This window comes from Bacillus sp. NMCC46, from assembly GCF_002998465.1.
In the GTDB taxonomy this organism is placed as follows: Bacteria; Bacillota; Bacilli; order Bacillales; family Bacillaceae; genus Bacillus.
This window is the reverse complement of the sequence record NZ_PVQZ01000008.1, coordinates 25831-41195: the sequence shown is the minus strand read 5'-3', so window position 1 is coordinate 41195 and position 15365 is coordinate 25831. Positions and strand designations below refer to the sequence as shown.

At 41.2% G+C, this 15365-nt stretch carries 13 protein-coding genes, 7 tRNA genes and 2 pseudogenes; 18 read left to right on the top strand and 4 right to left on the bottom strand.

Annotation, left to right across the window (positions count from 1 at the left end; translation table 11 throughout):
* Positions 1-132 precede the first annotated feature (132 nt).
* From C6Y01_RS17590 to C6Y01_RS17535, 12 genes are all read left to right on the top strand, one after another.
* Positions 133-1110, top strand: coding sequence for a thiamine pyrophosphate-dependent dehydrogenase E1 component subunit alpha (locus C6Y01_RS17590; protein ID WP_034663939.1), 978 nt, complete (start codon positions 133-135; stop codon positions 1108-1110).
* Positions 1111-1123: 13 nt separating this feature from the next.
* Entirely contained in the window at positions 1124-2161 is a 1038-nt protein-coding gene (locus C6Y01_RS17585; protein ID WP_060595599.1) for an alpha-ketoacid dehydrogenase subunit beta, read from the top strand.
* Positions 2162-2178: 17 nt separating this feature from the next.
* Complete coding sequence (locus C6Y01_RS17580) at positions 2179-3309, top strand: dihydrolipoamide acetyltransferase family protein (RefSeq protein ID WP_106038582.1); 1131 nt, start codon at positions 2179-2181, stop codon at positions 3307-3309.
* Positions 3310-3327: 18 nt separating this feature from the next.
* On the top strand, positions 3328-4707 hold the full coding sequence (gene lpdA / locus C6Y01_RS17575) for a dihydrolipoyl dehydrogenase (protein WP_095286209.1): 1380 nt from the start codon (positions 3328-3330) through the stop codon (positions 4705-4707).
* Positions 4708-4815: 108 nt separating this feature from the next.
* On the top strand, positions 4816-6663 hold the full coding sequence (locus C6Y01_RS17570; protein WP_106038581.1) for a sigma-54-dependent Fis family transcriptional regulator: 1848 nt from the start codon (positions 4816-4818) through the stop codon (positions 6661-6663).
* A gap of 211 nt (positions 6664-6874) precedes the next feature.
* Positions 6875-6949: transfer RNA gene (locus C6Y01_RS17565), tRNA-Asn, on the top strand.
* 4 nt (positions 6950-6953) lie between these two features.
* Positions 6954-7044, top strand: a tRNA-Ser gene (locus C6Y01_RS17560).
* 9 nt (positions 7045-7053) lie between these two features.
* A tRNA-Glu gene (locus tag C6Y01_RS17555) sits at positions 7054-7125 on the top strand.
* 20 nt (positions 7126-7145) lie between these two features.
* Positions 7146-7220 (top strand) — tRNA-Gln (locus tag C6Y01_RS17550).
* A gap of 31 nt (positions 7221-7251) precedes the next feature.
* Positions 7252-7327, top strand: a tRNA-Lys gene (locus C6Y01_RS17545).
* A gap of 7 nt (positions 7328-7334) precedes the next feature.
* A tRNA-Leu gene (locus C6Y01_RS17540) sits at positions 7335-7417 on the top strand.
* Between the two features lie 48 nt (positions 7418-7465).
* A tRNA-Leu gene (locus C6Y01_RS17535) sits at positions 7466-7549 on the top strand.
* A 436-nt stretch (positions 7550-7985) separates the two neighbouring features.
* Here the strand turns inward: C6Y01_RS17535 and C6Y01_RS17530 are convergent.
* Positions 7986-8960 carry an NAD(P)-dependent alcohol dehydrogenase gene (locus C6Y01_RS17530; RefSeq protein WP_106038580.1) on the bottom strand — a complete coding sequence of 325 codons (975 nt, stop codon included), beginning with the start codon at positions 8958-8960 and terminating at the stop codon, positions 7986-7988.
* A 177-nt stretch (positions 8961-9137) separates the two neighbouring features.
* Between C6Y01_RS17530 and C6Y01_RS17525 the strand changes: the two genes are divergently transcribed.
* The 4 genes and pseudogenes from C6Y01_RS17525 (at position 9138) to C6Y01_RS17510 (ending at position 10919) form a co-directional block, all read left to right on the top strand.
* Positions 9138-9470 (top strand): winged helix-turn-helix transcriptional regulator, encoded by a 333-nt coding sequence (locus C6Y01_RS17525; RefSeq protein ID WP_106038579.1) that lies wholly within the window; start codon positions 9138-9140, stop codon positions 9468-9470.
* A 22-nt stretch (positions 9471-9492) separates the two neighbouring features.
* Positions 9493-9621 (top strand): annotated as a pseudogene (locus C6Y01_RS19210) (alpha/beta fold hydrolase); the annotation flags it as partial.
* A gap of 219 nt (positions 9622-9840) precedes the next feature.
* Positions 9841-10346 (top strand): annotated as a pseudogene (locus tag C6Y01_RS17515) (GrpB family protein).
* A gap of 369 nt (positions 10347-10715) precedes the next feature.
* Positions 10716-10919: a cold-shock protein gene (locus tag C6Y01_RS17510; protein ID WP_003214229.1), complete on the top strand. Its 204-nt coding sequence runs from the start codon at positions 10716-10718 to the stop codon at positions 10917-10919.
* 287 nt (positions 10920-11206) lie between these two features.
* Here C6Y01_RS17510 and C6Y01_RS17505 read toward each other — a convergent pair whose 3' ends face one another.
* The gene (locus C6Y01_RS17505; protein ID WP_095286254.1) at positions 11207-11668 is read right to left on the bottom strand and encodes a CarD family transcriptional regulator; all 462 of its coding nucleotides are present in this window, start codon (positions 11666-11668) and stop codon (positions 11207-11209) included.
* Between the two features lie 272 nt (positions 11669-11940).
* Positions 11941-12990, bottom strand: a complete 1050-nt coding sequence (locus C6Y01_RS17500) for an NAD(P)-dependent alcohol dehydrogenase (RefSeq protein ID WP_034666054.1) — start codon at positions 12988-12990, stop codon at positions 11941-11943.
* Between the two features lie 214 nt (positions 12991-13204).
* Between C6Y01_RS17500 and C6Y01_RS17495 the strand changes: the two genes are divergently transcribed.
* The gene (locus tag C6Y01_RS17495; RefSeq protein WP_060595605.1) at positions 13205-13606 is read left to right on the top strand and encodes a MerR family transcriptional regulator; all 402 of its coding nucleotides are present in this window, start codon (positions 13205-13207) and stop codon (positions 13604-13606) included.
* A 42-nt stretch (positions 13607-13648) separates the two neighbouring features.
* Here the strand turns inward: C6Y01_RS17495 and bglS are convergent, their stop codons facing one another.
* Positions 13649-14380 (bottom strand): beta-glucanase, encoded by a 732-nt coding sequence (gene bglS, locus C6Y01_RS17490; RefSeq protein ID WP_066031276.1) that lies wholly within the window; start codon positions 14378-14380, stop codon positions 13649-13651.
* Between the two features lie 358 nt (positions 14381-14738).
* Between bglS and C6Y01_RS17485 the strand changes: the two genes are divergently transcribed.
* Positions 14739-15317 carry a TetR/AcrR family transcriptional regulator gene (locus C6Y01_RS17485; RefSeq protein ID WP_034666049.1) on the top strand — a complete coding sequence of 193 codons (579 nt, stop codon included), beginning with the start codon at positions 14739-14741 and terminating at the stop codon, positions 15315-15317.
* The last annotated feature ends 48 nt before the right edge of the window (positions 15318-15365 follow it).

Sequence of the window (15365 nt, the reverse complement as noted above, 5' to 3'; positions counted from 1 at the left end):
ACGCAAATCTCATTTTGTCTCTTTTTTGATCGGTGTGAATCGTTCAAAACCTAAGTTTTCAAGTGCCATGATGTTGGCACGTTTTTTGCTTGTATATAAGTGCAAGCAAAAAAAGATAGGAGGTTTTACCATATGGAAATGGCACTCACAAAAGAAAAAGCCGTTTGGATGTATCAAAAAATGCAGGAAATCCGCCAATTTGAAGATCAAGTACACACGCTTTTTACAAAAGGGATCTTGCCGGGCTTTGTCCATCTTTATGCTGGCGAAGAAGCTGTTGCTGTAGGAGTCTGTGCTCACCTGAATGAACAAGACAGTATTACAAGTACACACCGCGGCCACGGCCATTGTATCGCTAAGGGCTGTGATCTAAAAGGAATGATGGCAGAAATCTATGGAAAAGCCACAGGTCTTTGTAAAGGAAAAGGTGGATCCATGCACATTGCAGATTTTGATAAAGGAATGCTCGGTGCTAACGGAATTGTTGGAGGCGGCTTTCCACTTGCGTGCGGGGCAGCCCTCACGGCTAAATATAAAAAGACAAATAATGTAAGCGTTTGCTTTTTTGGGGATGGTGCAAACAATCAAGGGACTTTTCACGAAGGAATCAATCTCGCCGCCATCTGGAAACTGCCTGTCATTTTCATCGCAGAAAACAATGGTTACGGGGAAGCGACGCCATTTTCCTATGCTTCAAGCTGCAAATCGATCGTGGATCGAGCCGCCAGTTATGGCATTCCGGGTATTCAAGTAGATGGAAAAGATGTGACAGCCGTTTATCAAGCAGCAGAACAAGCGATAGAACGAGCAAAAAATGGAGAAGGTCCGACATTGATTGAATGCATGACATATCGGAATTATGGTCATTTTGAAGGAGACGCTCAGCGCTACAAAACAAATCAAGAAAAAACAGAACACCAAGAAGAGAAAGATGCCATCGCTCTTTTTAAAAATGAATTATTAAAGAAGCAGCTGCTGACGAATCAGGAGATATCAAGTATTGAAGCGGCTGTAGCAGAAGCGATAGATGAAGCCGTTAGATTCAGTGAAGAAAGTGAATATCCAGATCATACCGAATTACTGACCGATGTGTATGTTTCGTATCAATAAAGGGGAGAGGAAAATGACAAGAGAAATCAGCATGTCTAGTGCTTTGAATGAAGCGATTAAACTGGCAATGAGAAGAGACGAAGATGTCATTTTAATGGGGGAAGATGTTGCGGGAGGCGCTCATGTAGATCACTTACAGGATGATGAAGCATGGGGCGGAGTTCTTGGAGTAACCAAAGGAATCGTACAGGAGTTTGGACGTGAGCGTGTCCTAGACACACCGATTAGTGAAGCTGGCTATGTAGGCGCGGCCATGGCAGCTGCTTCAACAGGGCTAAGACCAATTGCGGAACTTATGTTTAATGATTTTATCGGTACTTGTCTGGACCAAGTGCTGAATCAAGGCGCAAAATTTCGTTACATGTTTGGCGGAAAAGCAGAGGTGCCGATCACGATTAGAACGACACATGGGGCGGGTTTTAGAGCAGCAGCCCAGCATTCGCAAAGTTTGTATGCGTTATTTACAAGCATTCCTGGATTGAAAGTAGTTGTGCCTTCTTCACCTTATGATGCCAAAGGGCTGCTGCTGGCAGCCATCGAGGATCAGGACCCTGTCATCTTTTTTGAAGACAAGACGCTTTACAATATCACAGGAGATGTGCCAGAGAGATATTACACATTGCCGCTTGGTAAAGCAGATGTGAAGAGAGAAGGCTCAGACGTGACCATCTTTGCAGTAGGCAAACAAGTGCATACAGCACTCGAAGCGGCAGAAGAGTTAGCTGCTCAAGGTATTGAAGCGGAAGTGATTGATCCAAGAAGCTTGTCGCCGCTCGATGAAGAGGCCATTCTGACTTCGGTAGAAAAAACAAATCGGCTTGTCATTGTGGATGAAGCAAATCCAAGGTGCGGAATTGCCGCAGATATCTCTTCTTTGATTGCAGATAAAGGATTCGATTTACTTGACGCTCCAATCAAAAAAGTGACGGCTCCTCATACACCAGTACCATTTTCACCACCTCTTGAAGATATATATCTGCCGACACCTGATAAGGTTGTGAACACCGTATTAGAGATGATTGGCAAGAGTCATGACAAGATCTTGAACTAAAGAAAGGAGAGAGGGAGATGGCTGTCGAAGTTGTGATGCCTAAATTGGGTATGTCGATGAAAGAAGGAACGGTATCTGTCTGGAATAAGGAGGTCGGTGAGACCGTAAATAAAGGGGAAAGCATTGCAAGCATCAACTCTGAAAAAATTGAAATGGAGATCGAATCACCTGCTGAAGGAACCATATTGGATATAAAAGTGTCTGAGGGAGAAGGTGTACCGCCTGGCACGGTCATTTGCTATATCGGTGAAGGAAATGAACAGGTGGAGGAAAAGAAAGAAAGAGACGTCCAGTCAAAACCAAAAAAAGAGAGAAAGAAAATCTCCCCTGTTGCTCGTAAAATTGCGAATAGCGCAAACCTAGACATTGATACGCTGGTGGGGACAGGACCGGGGGGAAGAATTACGAAAGCGGATGTGCTTCATGCGCTTCCTGAACGGGCAGAGAAAAAACAAAATGAGACAGAGCATCAACCTGTTAACACGATGCGGAAAACAATTGCCTCAAGAATGATGGAAAGCCTGCAAACAAGTGCACAATTAACCATTACGATGAAAGCGGACGTGACAAAACTTACAAACTTACAACAACAGCTGAATGAAACAGCCATAGCCCGTCACGATACAAAATTGACCATGACCGATTTTGTAGCCAAAGCAACGATCCTTTCATTACTCGAACACCCTGCGATGAACAGTCAATATCAAAATGAAAGAGTGGAAACTTTTGAGTATGTTCATCTTGGGATAGCTGCTGCTTTAGAAAACGGCTTAGCTGTGCCAGTTATTCGACATGCGGAGAGACTAGCGCTCATTGAGCTAGCGAAGACCATCAAATTGTATGGCAAAAAAGCACGTGAAGGCAAACTTCTTCACGATGAAATCGAAGGCTCTACCTTTACGATCACCAACCTAGGTGCATATGGTGTAGAGCATTTCACTCCGATTTTGAATCCGCCGGAAGCCGGTATCCTTGGCGTTGGAACAATGTATGAAACCCCTGTTTATCGAGAGGATGAATTGTGCAAAGGGACCATCCTGCCACTCAGTCTTACGTTTGATCACCGCGTGCTGGACGGAGCGCCGGCATCCGCATTTTTATCAACGGTCAAAGCATATTTAGAAGAACCAATATCCATTCTTTTATAGGAAGAAGGTGAACGTATCATGACACTGGTCATTATAGGAGGCGGACCAGCAGGTTATGTGGCGGCCATAACAGCCGCCCGTTTTGGCAGGAAGGTTGTGTTAATTGATCAAGGTCAGCTGGGGGGTACCTGCCTCAATGAAGGCTGTATTCCGACGAAAGCGCTTTTGCAAAGCGCCGATATGTATGAGCATGTGAAATCGGCTGTACATTTTGGAATTGAGCTTCCAGGACATGATCCTATCATCCAATGGGATGCCGTCCAAAAACGGAAACAGTCTGTCGTCAAACAGCTGACTGATGGTGTTCGCTACTTGATGAATAAAAACAAAGTCAGCGTGGTGAATGGGAAGGCATCATTTCTATCGGCACATGAGCTATTGATAGAAAGTGAAGGGAAGTCTGAAATCATTCAAGCAAAACAAATCATTATTGCATCAGGGGCAGCGCCTGCTGCTTTACCTTTTGCACCTTTTGATGGGGAATGGATCATTCACAGCAAGGATGCCATGTCACTTTCTTCGATACCAGATTCGCTTTGTATTATTGGGGGAGGGGTGATCGGCTGTGAGTTTGCAAGCATATTTAGCAGAATGGGGACAAAAGTTGTCATGGTTGAGCGGGCAGTGCACATTTTACCTGAAGAAGATTGTGATATAGCACAATGTCTTCACGAGCAACTCGAAGAAACGGGTGTAGACATTTTGACGTCCGCCGCAGTCAAACAGTTTGATTCTTCTTCAAGAAAAGTAGTGGTAGAGAAAAATCAAGGAGAGCAGTGTGAAATCCAGTCTGATCGTTGCTTAGTGGCAATTGGCAGAACTCCGCAGCTTGGAGAGTTGAATCTTGATCAGGTCGGCATTGAATTTGACAGAAACGGAATCTACGTCAATGAACATATGCAAACCAATCTCCCGCATATCTATGCGTGCGGTGATGTGACAGGTGGGGTCCAGCTTGCTCATACTGCTTTTCATGAAGGAACGGTTGCGGCATCCCATGCATCAGGTGAACATGTAAAAGTCAATGAACAAGTGATTCCAAGATGCATCTACACCTCTCCAGAAATCGCCAGTGTTGGTTTAAATGAAGAGAGTGCTAGAAAACAATATGAGGAGATTCGGATAGGGACATGTGCATTTTCTGCAAATGGAAAAGCATTAATCTTAAATCAACCAGCCGGTCAAGTAAAGGTCATTGTAGAACCGCAATACCAAGAAATTTTAGGTGTATCAATCATTGGACCGAATGCAACAGAACTGATTGGACAAGCGGCGGTGATGATGCATACAGAGCTGACCGCTGATACATTAGAGCAGTTTATTGCGGCACATCCGACACTTTCAGAGGCGATACACGAAGCCTTGCTGCAAACAATGGGACGAGCGGTGCACTGCTGAAAAAGACTCTATTTCTATCCGATTGACTTCTTGGGTTAGCCAATGTTAATTGAAAGCGCTTTTATAATTATCTATAATGAATAAAAAGCCCCCAGAGGAGAGGATGGAATGAATCCGACGCCTTGTTATTTAAATACGTGGAAACGTTTTGTTCGTGAAGGTTTGCTTGATAAGTCTCGTCTGAATAAGAGAGTGATGGAATCATGGCACAGGTGTAAACAGGCAAATGTTAATCCGTATTTAGATAAAGGACAGTCGTTGTTAGAAAAGGAATTATTCAGTGCCCAAAAAAAGAAATACTCATTATTCCTCAATACCGCTCTTCCTTACTTAAATAAAATCAGTCAGCAATTAAAAGAATCTGACATGCTGGCCTTACTTATCGATGCAGACGGTTATGTGCTAAGTCTGACAGGAAGCGAAAGAACGATGGTGGAAGCAAGAAAAATTAATTTTATGGAGGGGTCGCGCTGGACCGAAACAGATGTAGGGACGAACGCTATTGGAACGGCACTCGTCATCGGGGAAGCTGTGACGATCAACGGAACTGAGCATTTTTCTGTCGCCTCTCACCATTGGAGTTGTTCAGCCGCTCCTATTCGTGATGCAGACGGTACGATCATAGGGGTGATTGATATCTCCTGTATCGCGGATAACAAGCACCCTTTTATGCTTGGAATGGCTTCAACGGTTGCTTATGCCATAGAGAGAGAAATTCAAGTCCAGCAAAAAAGGAGAGAGATGGAGCTGATCACTCATTCTCTCCAGCAGGTGGAAGCAGACGCACCGTATGTGGTCTGTAATGAAAAAAAGCAAATTGTTTCTGCAAGCAGGTCGATTAGAGAACGATTTTCTGACTGGTACGGAATGGATGTCGAGCGGCTTAAGGGTCATCCATTTGTTATCCGGGGAACGCAGATCATTCAATCAGAGCTAGATGGAAAGATGCTGGGCATGTCCCTTTCCCTTGAAGAAGCAGCGAAAAGTAGCATCACCGTTTCCTTTGCTCAATTTCCCGGGGAATCTGGAACAAGTAAGGTGTTTCAACAGACGCTCAGTGAGATGAAGAGAGTGGCACAAACAGATGCCAATGTATATATTTGGGGCGAAACAGGTACAGGGAAGGAACTGGCCGCTAGAGCTATTCACTCAGCCAGTGAAAGGCATAAAGGACCGTTTATTGCTGTTAATTGCGGAGCCATTCCTGAAAGCCTGTTAGAAAGCGAATTATTCGGCTATGCTGAAGGGGCATTTACAGGAGCAAAACGTCACGGAGCTAAAGGGAAATTTGAACAAGCTCATAAAGGAACACTCTTTTTAGACGAAATTGGTGAAATCCCATATGCGATGCAAGTAGCACTTCTTCGGGTGATAGAAGAAAGGAAAGTCGTACCGCTCGGCGGGACATACGAAATCCCTTTGGATATTCGAATCATTACAGCGACACACCGTAATATGAACGAACTACTGAAGGAAGGAAAAATACGAGAAGACTTGTATTACCGTCTTCATGTCTATCCGATCAACATCCCGCCGCTTAGAGAAAGAAAAGAAGACATTCATGATTTATATCGTTATTACCAAAAGAAGCACCACTGGAATGCGGTATTTCCTGAATCATTTTTTCAGACATTGCAGGAATACCACTGGCCGGGAAACATACGAGAGCTTTTTAATCTGTTTGAACATCTAAGGGTCCTCTTTCCTAAAGGCGGATGGATTGGTGAATCGCAATATGCTTCAGTATTAGAGACGATTGATCAGAAAAAGCAGAAGCTGCATCCAGAAGAGTGTACCGAGATTCCAAAAGAACTCACGTTTAGGGAGCGCATTCAAAAGCAAACAGTGATAGAAGCACTGCATAATACGAAAGGTCATGTGTCAGAAGCAGCGAAGTTAGCAGGGGTGCCAAGAAGTACTTTTTATAAGTGGATGCGAAAGTTTAAGCTGTCTTAGTCTCCTGAGGAAGGCTGCATCAAGGCCCTTGGTCTACGTTAAGAGGTCGGGGGCTTTCTGCCAAGTTAAACAAATGGCATGGAAAAAGGCTTGACTGTTATATTAGTATATGTTAAATTATAAAAGCCGTCGCAAATGGGGCAGGAATGAAACGCTTAAAAATTCTTGACACATTTTTCTGGCATATATATAATGAAACATGTCTTATTATTCCGCAGTAGCTCAGTGGTAGAGCTATCGGCTGTTAACCGATCGGTCGTAGGTTCGAGTCCTACCTGCGGAGCCATAATGGAGAAGTACTCAAGTGGCTGAAGAGGCGCCCCTGCTAAGGGTGTAGGTCGCGTAAGCGGCGCGAGGGTTCAAATCCCTCCTTCTCCGCCATTATTGTATGGCCCGTTGGTCAAGCGGTTAAGACACCGCCCTTTCACGGCGGTAACACGGGTTCGAATCCCGTACGGGTCATGTTTTGTTTTTTGATTCGTTGGGCTATAGCCAAGCGGTAAGGCAACGGACTTTGACTCCGTCATGCGTTGGTTCGAATCCAGCTAGCCCAGCCATTTTTTATATATGTTTTTCTGCATAGCAGATGAGCCATTAGCTCAGTTGGTAGAGCATCTGACTTTTAATCAGAGGGTCGAAGGTTCGAGTCCTTCATGGCTCACCATTGTCACGCGGGTGTGGCGGAATTGGCAGACGCGCTAGACTTAGGATCTAGTGTCTTTATGACGTGGGGGTTCAAGTCCCTTCACCCGCATTGTTTTTTCAAACAGTGCAATTATGAATATAAGAGCACATCATACACGCGGTCGTGGCGGAATGGCAGACGCGCTAGGTTGAGGGCCTAGTGGGTGAATAACCCGTGGAGGTTCAAGTCCTCTCGGCCGCATCCCAATAATACCAAGGGTTTAACCACCTTTGGTATTATTTTTTTTGTGCGGAAAATACAGCTATGGGAGAAGACTTGCTTACCAAAACCATGCACCTTTTACAGCAGAAATATTGAATATTGCTAGTAAAGTAGTAACGGTTTTTTTTCATAATATCTTTTAGCATAATCAAACGCTATGTCATAGGATTTAGATCTAGTATATCCTACTGAAAGAGTTATAGTCTCTGATTAATTTGGAAACAAACTTATATGTACCTCCAATAGCTAGTCTTGGTACTGGTGAAAAGACGATCTATATTTTAGCGGCTAAAGTCCTGAATGCATCAGCAAATTGAGTTGATCTCAATCCATCTAAAGCCCCGCCTGATAACGCCGCAAATGGAGCAACGCCTTTTACAAGAAACTAGCGGCCATTTTATCCTAAAATGATGGCTTATTTTTTATCAAGTAAATTTATGATGCGTTTTCCTCGTCCACCTCCAGCTTCTAAGGAATGATGAGCTTTGGCAACATCAGATAAAAAATAAATGCTATCAATAACTGGTCTGACCTTGTTGGAATCTACATAAGATGCTAATTCTTTTAGAAGTTCATTTTTGGGATTTGCACTGAATGTGCGAACTCTACGAGAACCGAAAGTAGTTGAAGCTAATATATATATTAAGGACGAAAAACTAGGAAATCCAATAGTAACCATTCTACCGTTCTTTGCAAGCAGGCGCCTATAATGTTTAAGGTCAGTTCCCACTGTGTCCATGACTACATCAAACTTTTTAAGATCAGTAGGAGATGTTTTTTTATAATCAAATACTTCGTCTGCACCTAGCTCTTGAAGAAAAGTAAGATGTTTTTCGTTTGCAAGAGCAGTTACATGAGCACCTAACATTTTGCCAATTTGAATCGCAATGCTTCCGACTCCTCCACTTGCACCACGTACAAGTAACTTTTCGCCTTTTCTAAGGTTAGTTTTATATTTTAAAGCAATAATTGCAGTAGCACCTACGCCAGGCAATGCCGCAGCTTGTAAGAGATCAACCTTTGTAGGAATTTTAGATATTTTCTCAGGTGATATAGCTACATATTCAGCGGCACTACCAATTTGGCTCCTTAATTTCATAGGAAGAACTCCCCACACTCTATCACCTAATTGATAATTTTTTACGTTCGATCCTACCTCAACAACCTCACCAGAAAAGTCTGCCCCTGTTCCTTTAGGGAATTGATTACCCGTTAATAGTTTCATCTTGCCTGATCGAAAAAGCGTATCCATAGAGTTTACACTCGACCCATGTACACGAATGAGTACTTCTCCAGTTTCTATAACAGGTTTTGATATAGAATCTTCAAAAAGAACATTCGGTGATCCATATTTAGTATATTGTGCAGCACGCATCTTTTCATTTTTCATTTACTCACTCCATCTCCTAGAAAAAGTATGAACTTGAAGGGTTTTAAAATCAATTTAGCTCTCTAATACATGGGTGACATGGTTTACATATTTGATTATAATAAATGGAATTGATTTAACAAGTACTCAATATAAACTGACTAAGTAAGGAAAAACTGACTAAGGAGTGGATAAAATATGACTGAAAGTGAGCTGAATAAAGCGATAGCTCCAGCAAGTTATGCCTTAAATATATTAGCGGGAAAATGGAATTTAAAAATCTTAGCTGTACTATGTAGTTACAATGATATTCGATATAATGAGTTAAAGCGTAAAGTGTATGGAATTACAGGAACAATGCTCAATCAATCATTAAAGGATTTGATTGAAAACGGAATTGTTCAACGAGTTCAGTATAATGAAGTTCCATCAAGAGTAGAATATTCATTGACTGGGGCAGGACTAGAGCTGATCCCTATATTTGAACAACTTCTTTTATGGGGCGAAAACCAATTAGAAAAATCAAAATAAAATGAATATAAAAAGAAAACTAGATTATCCAAGGGTAACTTTTGCAGTGCTTGATATGGCTGGCCGCAACCTGCAAATTGAACAACCCGATGTATTTAACTCATTAGTCCATAACTGGTTAAACAGACTTGAGTCTGAAAATGTTAAGTAGTTTTTCTCTAAATGACTGTCCACTCATCTTAAGTAAGTGGACGTTTTTGTTTGAGAATAATATTTTTATATAATGCAGTCCAATCATCCCCATACCGTTTGAAAGGTTTTTTTGCTATCCATCGAAATGCTTCAACTATTAGTAAGATTTATATGTTTTCTACCGATTTGACCTATGTTAAAAAAGTCTAACTAAACAATCATAAGGCGGGTTGAGTAAATGCTTGGATTACCAAGAGGGGAGGTTTTTTAGTTCCTTGGTCTGTTGAATGGGTCAAAGAATTTGAAATGGAAAAGAAACGAATAGTAGAGGTTATCGGTCAGTACACAGTGAATGTCCACCATATTGGAAGTACAGCAGTAAAGGGTTTAAGTGCGAAGCCAATTATTGATATTGCAATTGAAATAGATGATTTTCTTGACGGAGAACAGTGCGTAACAGCTTTGGAAGGGCTAGGTTATTCATATAAAGGAACCAATGTTTTACCTGAAAGACACTATTTCAACAAAGGAGAACCACGTACACACCAAATCCATATGTATCAAACAGGCAATAGGTATTTACTCGAACAGTTAAATTTCAGGGATTATTTAAGAAGTAACGAACTAGTAAGAAGTGAGTACGAGCAGCTCAAACTGAACCTATCAATTTTAAATAAAAATGAAAAACACAAATATGCAGAGGGGAAAACTGACTTTGTTCAGTCGATTTTAGAGAGAATTTAGAAAAGATTCTCTCTTTTGGTGATCAAACTAACTGATTTTATGCACAAGTGGACTCGCTGCAAAGGGGAGTTTCTTCTTTTTAACCAAAATCAACATTATTCTTTAACATAGCTAAATTAACAAGGGTGAGGGATATGAAATTTGTTTATTCGTTTCATCATTAAACCCCCTGTCTTATTTGTGTCACTATATCACGTTTGGTGCTCTTTTAAATCCTAAATTGCAATTATTTCCGATTCATGTTACAATAAGAATAATTATTTTTGTTCGGCGTAAAGGATAGCATGAAGAAAGACTTTTCGTCTTGAGGATACTTTGGGCAAGGATAGTATAATACATTGTGTGGTAACGCACTAGGAGGCAACAAACATGGAACAAGGTACAGTAAAATGGTTTAACGCAGAAAAAGGTTTTGGATTTATCGAACGTGAAGAAGGCGACGATGTATTCGTACATTTCTCAGCTATCCAAGGTGACGGATTCAAATCTTTAGACGAAGGTCAAAAAGTAACATTTGACGTAGAGCAAGGTTCTCGTGGAGCTCAAGCTGCTAACGTTCAAAAAACTGCTTAATCTTCATTTTTAAAAACAGGTTCTCTGTAGAGAGCCTGTTTTTTTGTGTTTCCAATTATTTCTTCAATAAAAAACCCTACTCAGCGTACAAGTAGGGAGATGTTACAAGGTAATCGTAAAAAAATTCATGCTTCAAAGGTTTATCAACAGTATAGCATATTGGATTTACAATATGCGGAATTTGCCTAAATAAATTCTTTTTTCTTTCATAAGTTGAAGGGTGGATAGGTTCTTAGAGAACATGTATTCAAAAATGGTGAGGGATGCCCAAAAGAGCGGCAGAGTTCTTAACAGAAACTTTTTATTTGCTTTTCTGTAATCCCTTTGATGACTTCTAATTCACTTAGCAAAAATTCATGGGCATCATCTAGCATTTTCTTTTCACTTGCATTTAGTGCTTTCTCTTTCTTCATACGCATCAGGTCACGTACAACTTCAGCACCGTCTTGGATGCTACCCGTTTTTATTTTGTTTGTATTAATTGTATGCCGTTCTTTCCATGTCAGAATTTGATCTGATTTGCCATGCTGGAAAATGTGTATCACACTGTTTAATGCCAGTATATCTGTAACAGGTCTAATACGTGAACCCGACATTTTCCGTGTTGGAATCATCACTTTCATATGACTGATTGACATATTAATCACATAATACTGTTGTTTTTCATCAGAAAATTCTTTTTCTTCTATGGCTTCAATTATACCTGCTCCATGCATTGGATACACAATGTTATCACCAATTTGAAACATATCATCCACCTCCATATTAAGTACCTACTATAAGGGTACCACAAATCGATCCGAAATAATCAAATTTTTAATAATAACATGTTTATTTATTTTTTGTCAATAAATTTAGTTCTAAAAAAGAGAGATTATTTTGAAGGAATTTTGGGTGTGATTTTTTTTTTATTATCCATGATTTTTGAACATATCCTCTAGAATCCTCGCTATAAGAAAAACAGGATATCCACCATTAAAAAAGACCAGCCATTGAGCTAGTCTTTCAAAATAGAATCCGATCATAATGTCGAAATATCAATGACAAACCGATAACGCACATCACTTTTCAGCACACGTTCATACGCTTCATCAACTTGACTTGCGTTGATCACTTCAATTTGTGGTGCGATATTGTGAGCAGCTGCGAAATCGAGCATTTCTTGTGTTTCTTGTATGCCTCCAACGAGTGAACCGGCAATGCTGCGGCGGCCAGTAATCAATGAAAAGACGTGGAATTGATCTGGCTCAGGTGGTGCACCGACGTTCACCAAGGTTCCATCCACACGAAGTAGGGACAAATAGGCGTCTATATTGATATTGGCAGAAACTGTGTTGAGAATGAGGTCATACTGACCGGCTAGTGACTGAAAGGTATGAGGATCACTTGTAGCAAAATAATCTTTTGCACCAAATGACAGCGCCTCTTCTTTTTTATTCAAAGAGCGGCTCAATACCGTGACTTCAGCGCCAAGTGCACGTGCGAATTGAATGGCCACGTGACCGAGTCCGCCCATCCCGACGATGGCAACTTTTTTACCTGGCCCTGCTTTCCAGTGCTTTAACGGTGAATAAGTTGTGATTCCAGCGCAGAGAAGAGGACTTGCGGCATCAAGGGATAGTTGATCTGGAATGCTGACGACAAAGCGCTCTGTCACGACAATCTTCTGACTATAGCCGCCGTAAGTCGGTTCCCCGTCATAATCGAGGTTATTATAGGTTTGGACGACCCCTTTCGTGCAATATTGCTCGTCTCCATTTTGGCAATATTCACAGGTGCCGCAGGAATCAACAAAGCAGCCAACACCTACACGGTCTCCGATCTGAAATTTCGTCACATCATCACCAACAGCGGCAACGACTCCAGTGATCTCATGACCCGGAACCATTGGGAAAATACCGCCGCCCCATTCATCAAAGGCACTGTGGATATCTGAATGACAGATCCCGCTAAATTGAATATCGATTAAAATATCATGTGGACGAAGCGCTCTTCGTTCAATGGTTGTCCGTTCAAAGCTCGCTTTTGCATGTGAAACACTTAAAACGTTTGAATGGTGCGTCTGACACATTCTTGATCATCCTTTCAAAAGTAAGATTCTTTACTTCTATACTGTACGTCTTAAAGTGAACTCTAAGTCAATAGAGAACCCTCTTCAAGCTTTTCAACATCCTTAAATAAAGAATTGAGCCAAAAGCATCTTGCGTTCTCTATCAAATTGGAGATGATGAGAAGAAGGAATTTCATTTTTCATAAGGTGAGAGAAGAAGAGAAGGGTGAAAACAATGAAAATAGCACAAGCCGCCAAGCAGCTCGATTTATCTACTGCCACGCTCAGATACTACGAGAATATTGGTTTAATTCGACCGATCCGGCGTGATGAAAACGGTGTTCGTGATTATGCAGAAGAAGATATTCAGTGGATTGAATTTATCAAATGTATGAGAAATGCGGGTCTCTCAATTGATGCACTTAGAGAATATACGGCTTTATTTATCGAGGGCGAGGATCGTACCCTGTCCTCGCGGAAAAGTATTTTGGTCAATGAGAGAGAAAGACTTGTAGAAAAACAAAAGGAAATCGAAGAGACGATTAAGCGGTTAGATTACAAGATAGAAAGTTATGAAGATATTATCCACAGCTATGAACAAAAGCTGGTTCATCAACTAAAAACCAGCTCAATTTAAATGAAGAAAAACCTGTGACTTTTCACAGGTTTTGTGATGTGGTTATCTTTTTGTGTAACGCACCCAGTTATAATGTGCGTGGAGCGGTGTAACACCGTTATAGGAGCCGAGCCATTCATCGACACCTGCACCATTCCAGAGGTTCATCATAATCTTTCCTGGAGTTTGAGGGATTTGAGTAGTGGCAGTATGTTTTAATTGTCCATCTACATACCATTTAATCGAGTTAGGCTGCCAGTCAAATGCATACGTGTGATAAGAGTTTGCTGCATCAAAACCAAGGTTGACGATTTTTTCATGATTTCCTACACCATTGGTATAGTAGTTAAACTGAACCTTTGTCGTATCTTTTCCTAGAAATTCGATATCAATTTCATCCCAAGGCGTACCATCAGTCGGTCCCGTATAAGTAAAGAACGAAGACACGATCCCTACATTTTTGGCTGGTTTCATGCTGACTTCATAAAGCCCGTAGCCATATGTTTGAGTGGAGCGGTTTTCTCCGCAGTCAAACTTATTATAGGAGGGACTTGTGAGCGATAATCGCATTTCACCTAATGACGTCATGGAGACATTATTTGCACGCCACGTACAGTTAAACATGTTTCCATTCGAGTACCCATCGGCTTTTTGCCATAACCCCGTATTATAGTTGTTAAAAGGCTCGTAAAACGACCCGCCTGTTTGTGCCGAGGCACCCGCAGTAAATGTGGACAAACTCAAGACTAATCCAGTGACAAGCAGCATCAACATTCGTTTCACACGGTAAGACATATAGGCATTCCCCTCTCCTTTTTTGAAAGCGTTTTCTTAATTGATCATACATGATTCTCTCAAAATGGAAAATCGGTCTAATATATGATATTAAAGAGGATTTTTTGCTAGATTCTTCTCTTATTTCATAGGAAGTTACTAAAGAAAATGGTATAAACAGCAAAAGGTCATCAAAAACTCATTCGTTAAAATTGAGTTTTTGATCTTTTTCATGCCATTTAATAAAGAATGATTGACAAAGCGGACAGTTGTCCGTAAGATAATATCGGGACAATTGTCCTAATGAGAATCAAAAGAGATGAGATTTAACACATAGAGATAAGTGCAATATGGATGAAGGTAAAGAAGGTGAGGCATCATGGAAAAGGATATTGGAAAGGAAATTGAAGAGGTCGCTTTTTCTTTGTTTCAGGAATTTGGCGTGGAAAATGTCAGCATGCATAAAATTGCCAAAACAGCTGGTGTTGGGCAGGGCACTCTTTACCGCCGCTATGCCAATAAAAGTGATTTGTGCCTTTCTATCCTTGGAGAAAGATTTGAACAGCTGATCCCTGCTTTGCATCTTTACTTGAGCAAAATCAGTGACCAGCCGGTTCGTGAACGTTTGCGTTATGTGCTCGAAGAAATTCATCTCATCGTCGGTCATCATTTAGACTGGATTCGGATGCTTACAATCTCTGGGAATTTAGAACAGACAAGTAAAGTGTATGATTGTCATTACAGTCAATCGCTTAAACAAATCATTCGTGATTTGCTGGAGGAAGCAGAAGAAAAAGGGGAAGCGAACATACAGGATATTGAGCTGACGACATTATGTATGTCCTCTCCGATGACGCCTGAACTGATGTTTTATATTTGTGAATCTGGTTATTCAATCGAAAAAATCGCTCAATTCGCTGCAGAGAAACAGATTTTATCTGTTTTCAATAGACATTGAAGTGGCTCATTTCTGACCAGCCTGACTTCCTATGATTGATCTAAATTG

What these genes read in the sequence shown, in the direction of transcription:
- C6Y01_RS17500 (WP_034666054.1), bottom strand. Translation starts at nt 12,990, where the DNA reads ATGTGTCAGACGCACCATTCAAACGTTTTAAGTGTTTCACATGCAAAA.
- lpdA (WP_095286209.1), top strand. Translation starts at nt 3,328, where the DNA reads ATGACACTGGTCATTATAGGAGGCGGACCAGCAGGTTATGTGGCGGCC.
- C6Y01_RS17530 (WP_106038580.1), bottom strand. Translation starts at nt 8,960, where the DNA reads ATGAAAAATGAAAAGATGCGTGCTGCACAATATACTAAATATGGATCA.
- C6Y01_RS17495 (WP_060595605.1), top strand. Translation starts at nt 13,205, where the DNA reads ATGAAAATAGCACAAGCCGCCAAGCAGCTCGATTTATCTACTGCCACG.
- C6Y01_RS17585 (WP_060595599.1), top strand. Translation starts at nt 1,124, where the DNA reads ATGACAAGAGAAATCAGCATGTCTAGTGCTTTGAATGAAGCGATTAAA.
- C6Y01_RS17505 (WP_095286254.1), bottom strand. Translation starts at nt 11,668, where the DNA reads ATGTTTCAAATTGGTGATAACATTGTGTATCCAATGCATGGAGCAGGT.
- bglS (WP_066031276.1), bottom strand. Translation starts at nt 14,380, where the DNA reads ATGTCTTACCGTGTGAAACGAATGTTGATGCTGCTTGTCACTGGATTA.
- C6Y01_RS17590 (WP_034663939.1), top strand. Translation starts at nt 133, where the DNA reads ATGGAAATGGCACTCACAAAAGAAAAAGCCGTTTGGATGTATCAAAAA.
- C6Y01_RS17485 (WP_034666049.1), top strand. Translation starts at nt 14,739, where the DNA reads ATGGAAAAGGATATTGGAAAGGAAATTGAAGAGGTCGCTTTTTCTTTG.
- C6Y01_RS17580 (WP_106038582.1), top strand. Translation starts at nt 2,179, where the DNA reads ATGGCTGTCGAAGTTGTGATGCCTAAATTGGGTATGTCGATGAAAGAA.
- C6Y01_RS17570 (WP_106038581.1), top strand. Translation starts at nt 4,816, where the DNA reads ATGAATCCGACGCCTTGTTATTTAAATACGTGGAAACGTTTTGTTCGT.
- C6Y01_RS17510 (WP_003214229.1), top strand. Translation starts at nt 10,716, where the DNA reads ATGGAACAAGGTACAGTAAAATGGTTTAACGCAGAAAAAGGTTTTGGA.
- C6Y01_RS17525 (WP_106038579.1), top strand. Translation starts at nt 9,138, where the DNA reads ATGACTGAAAGTGAGCTGAATAAAGCGATAGCTCCAGCAAGTTATGCC.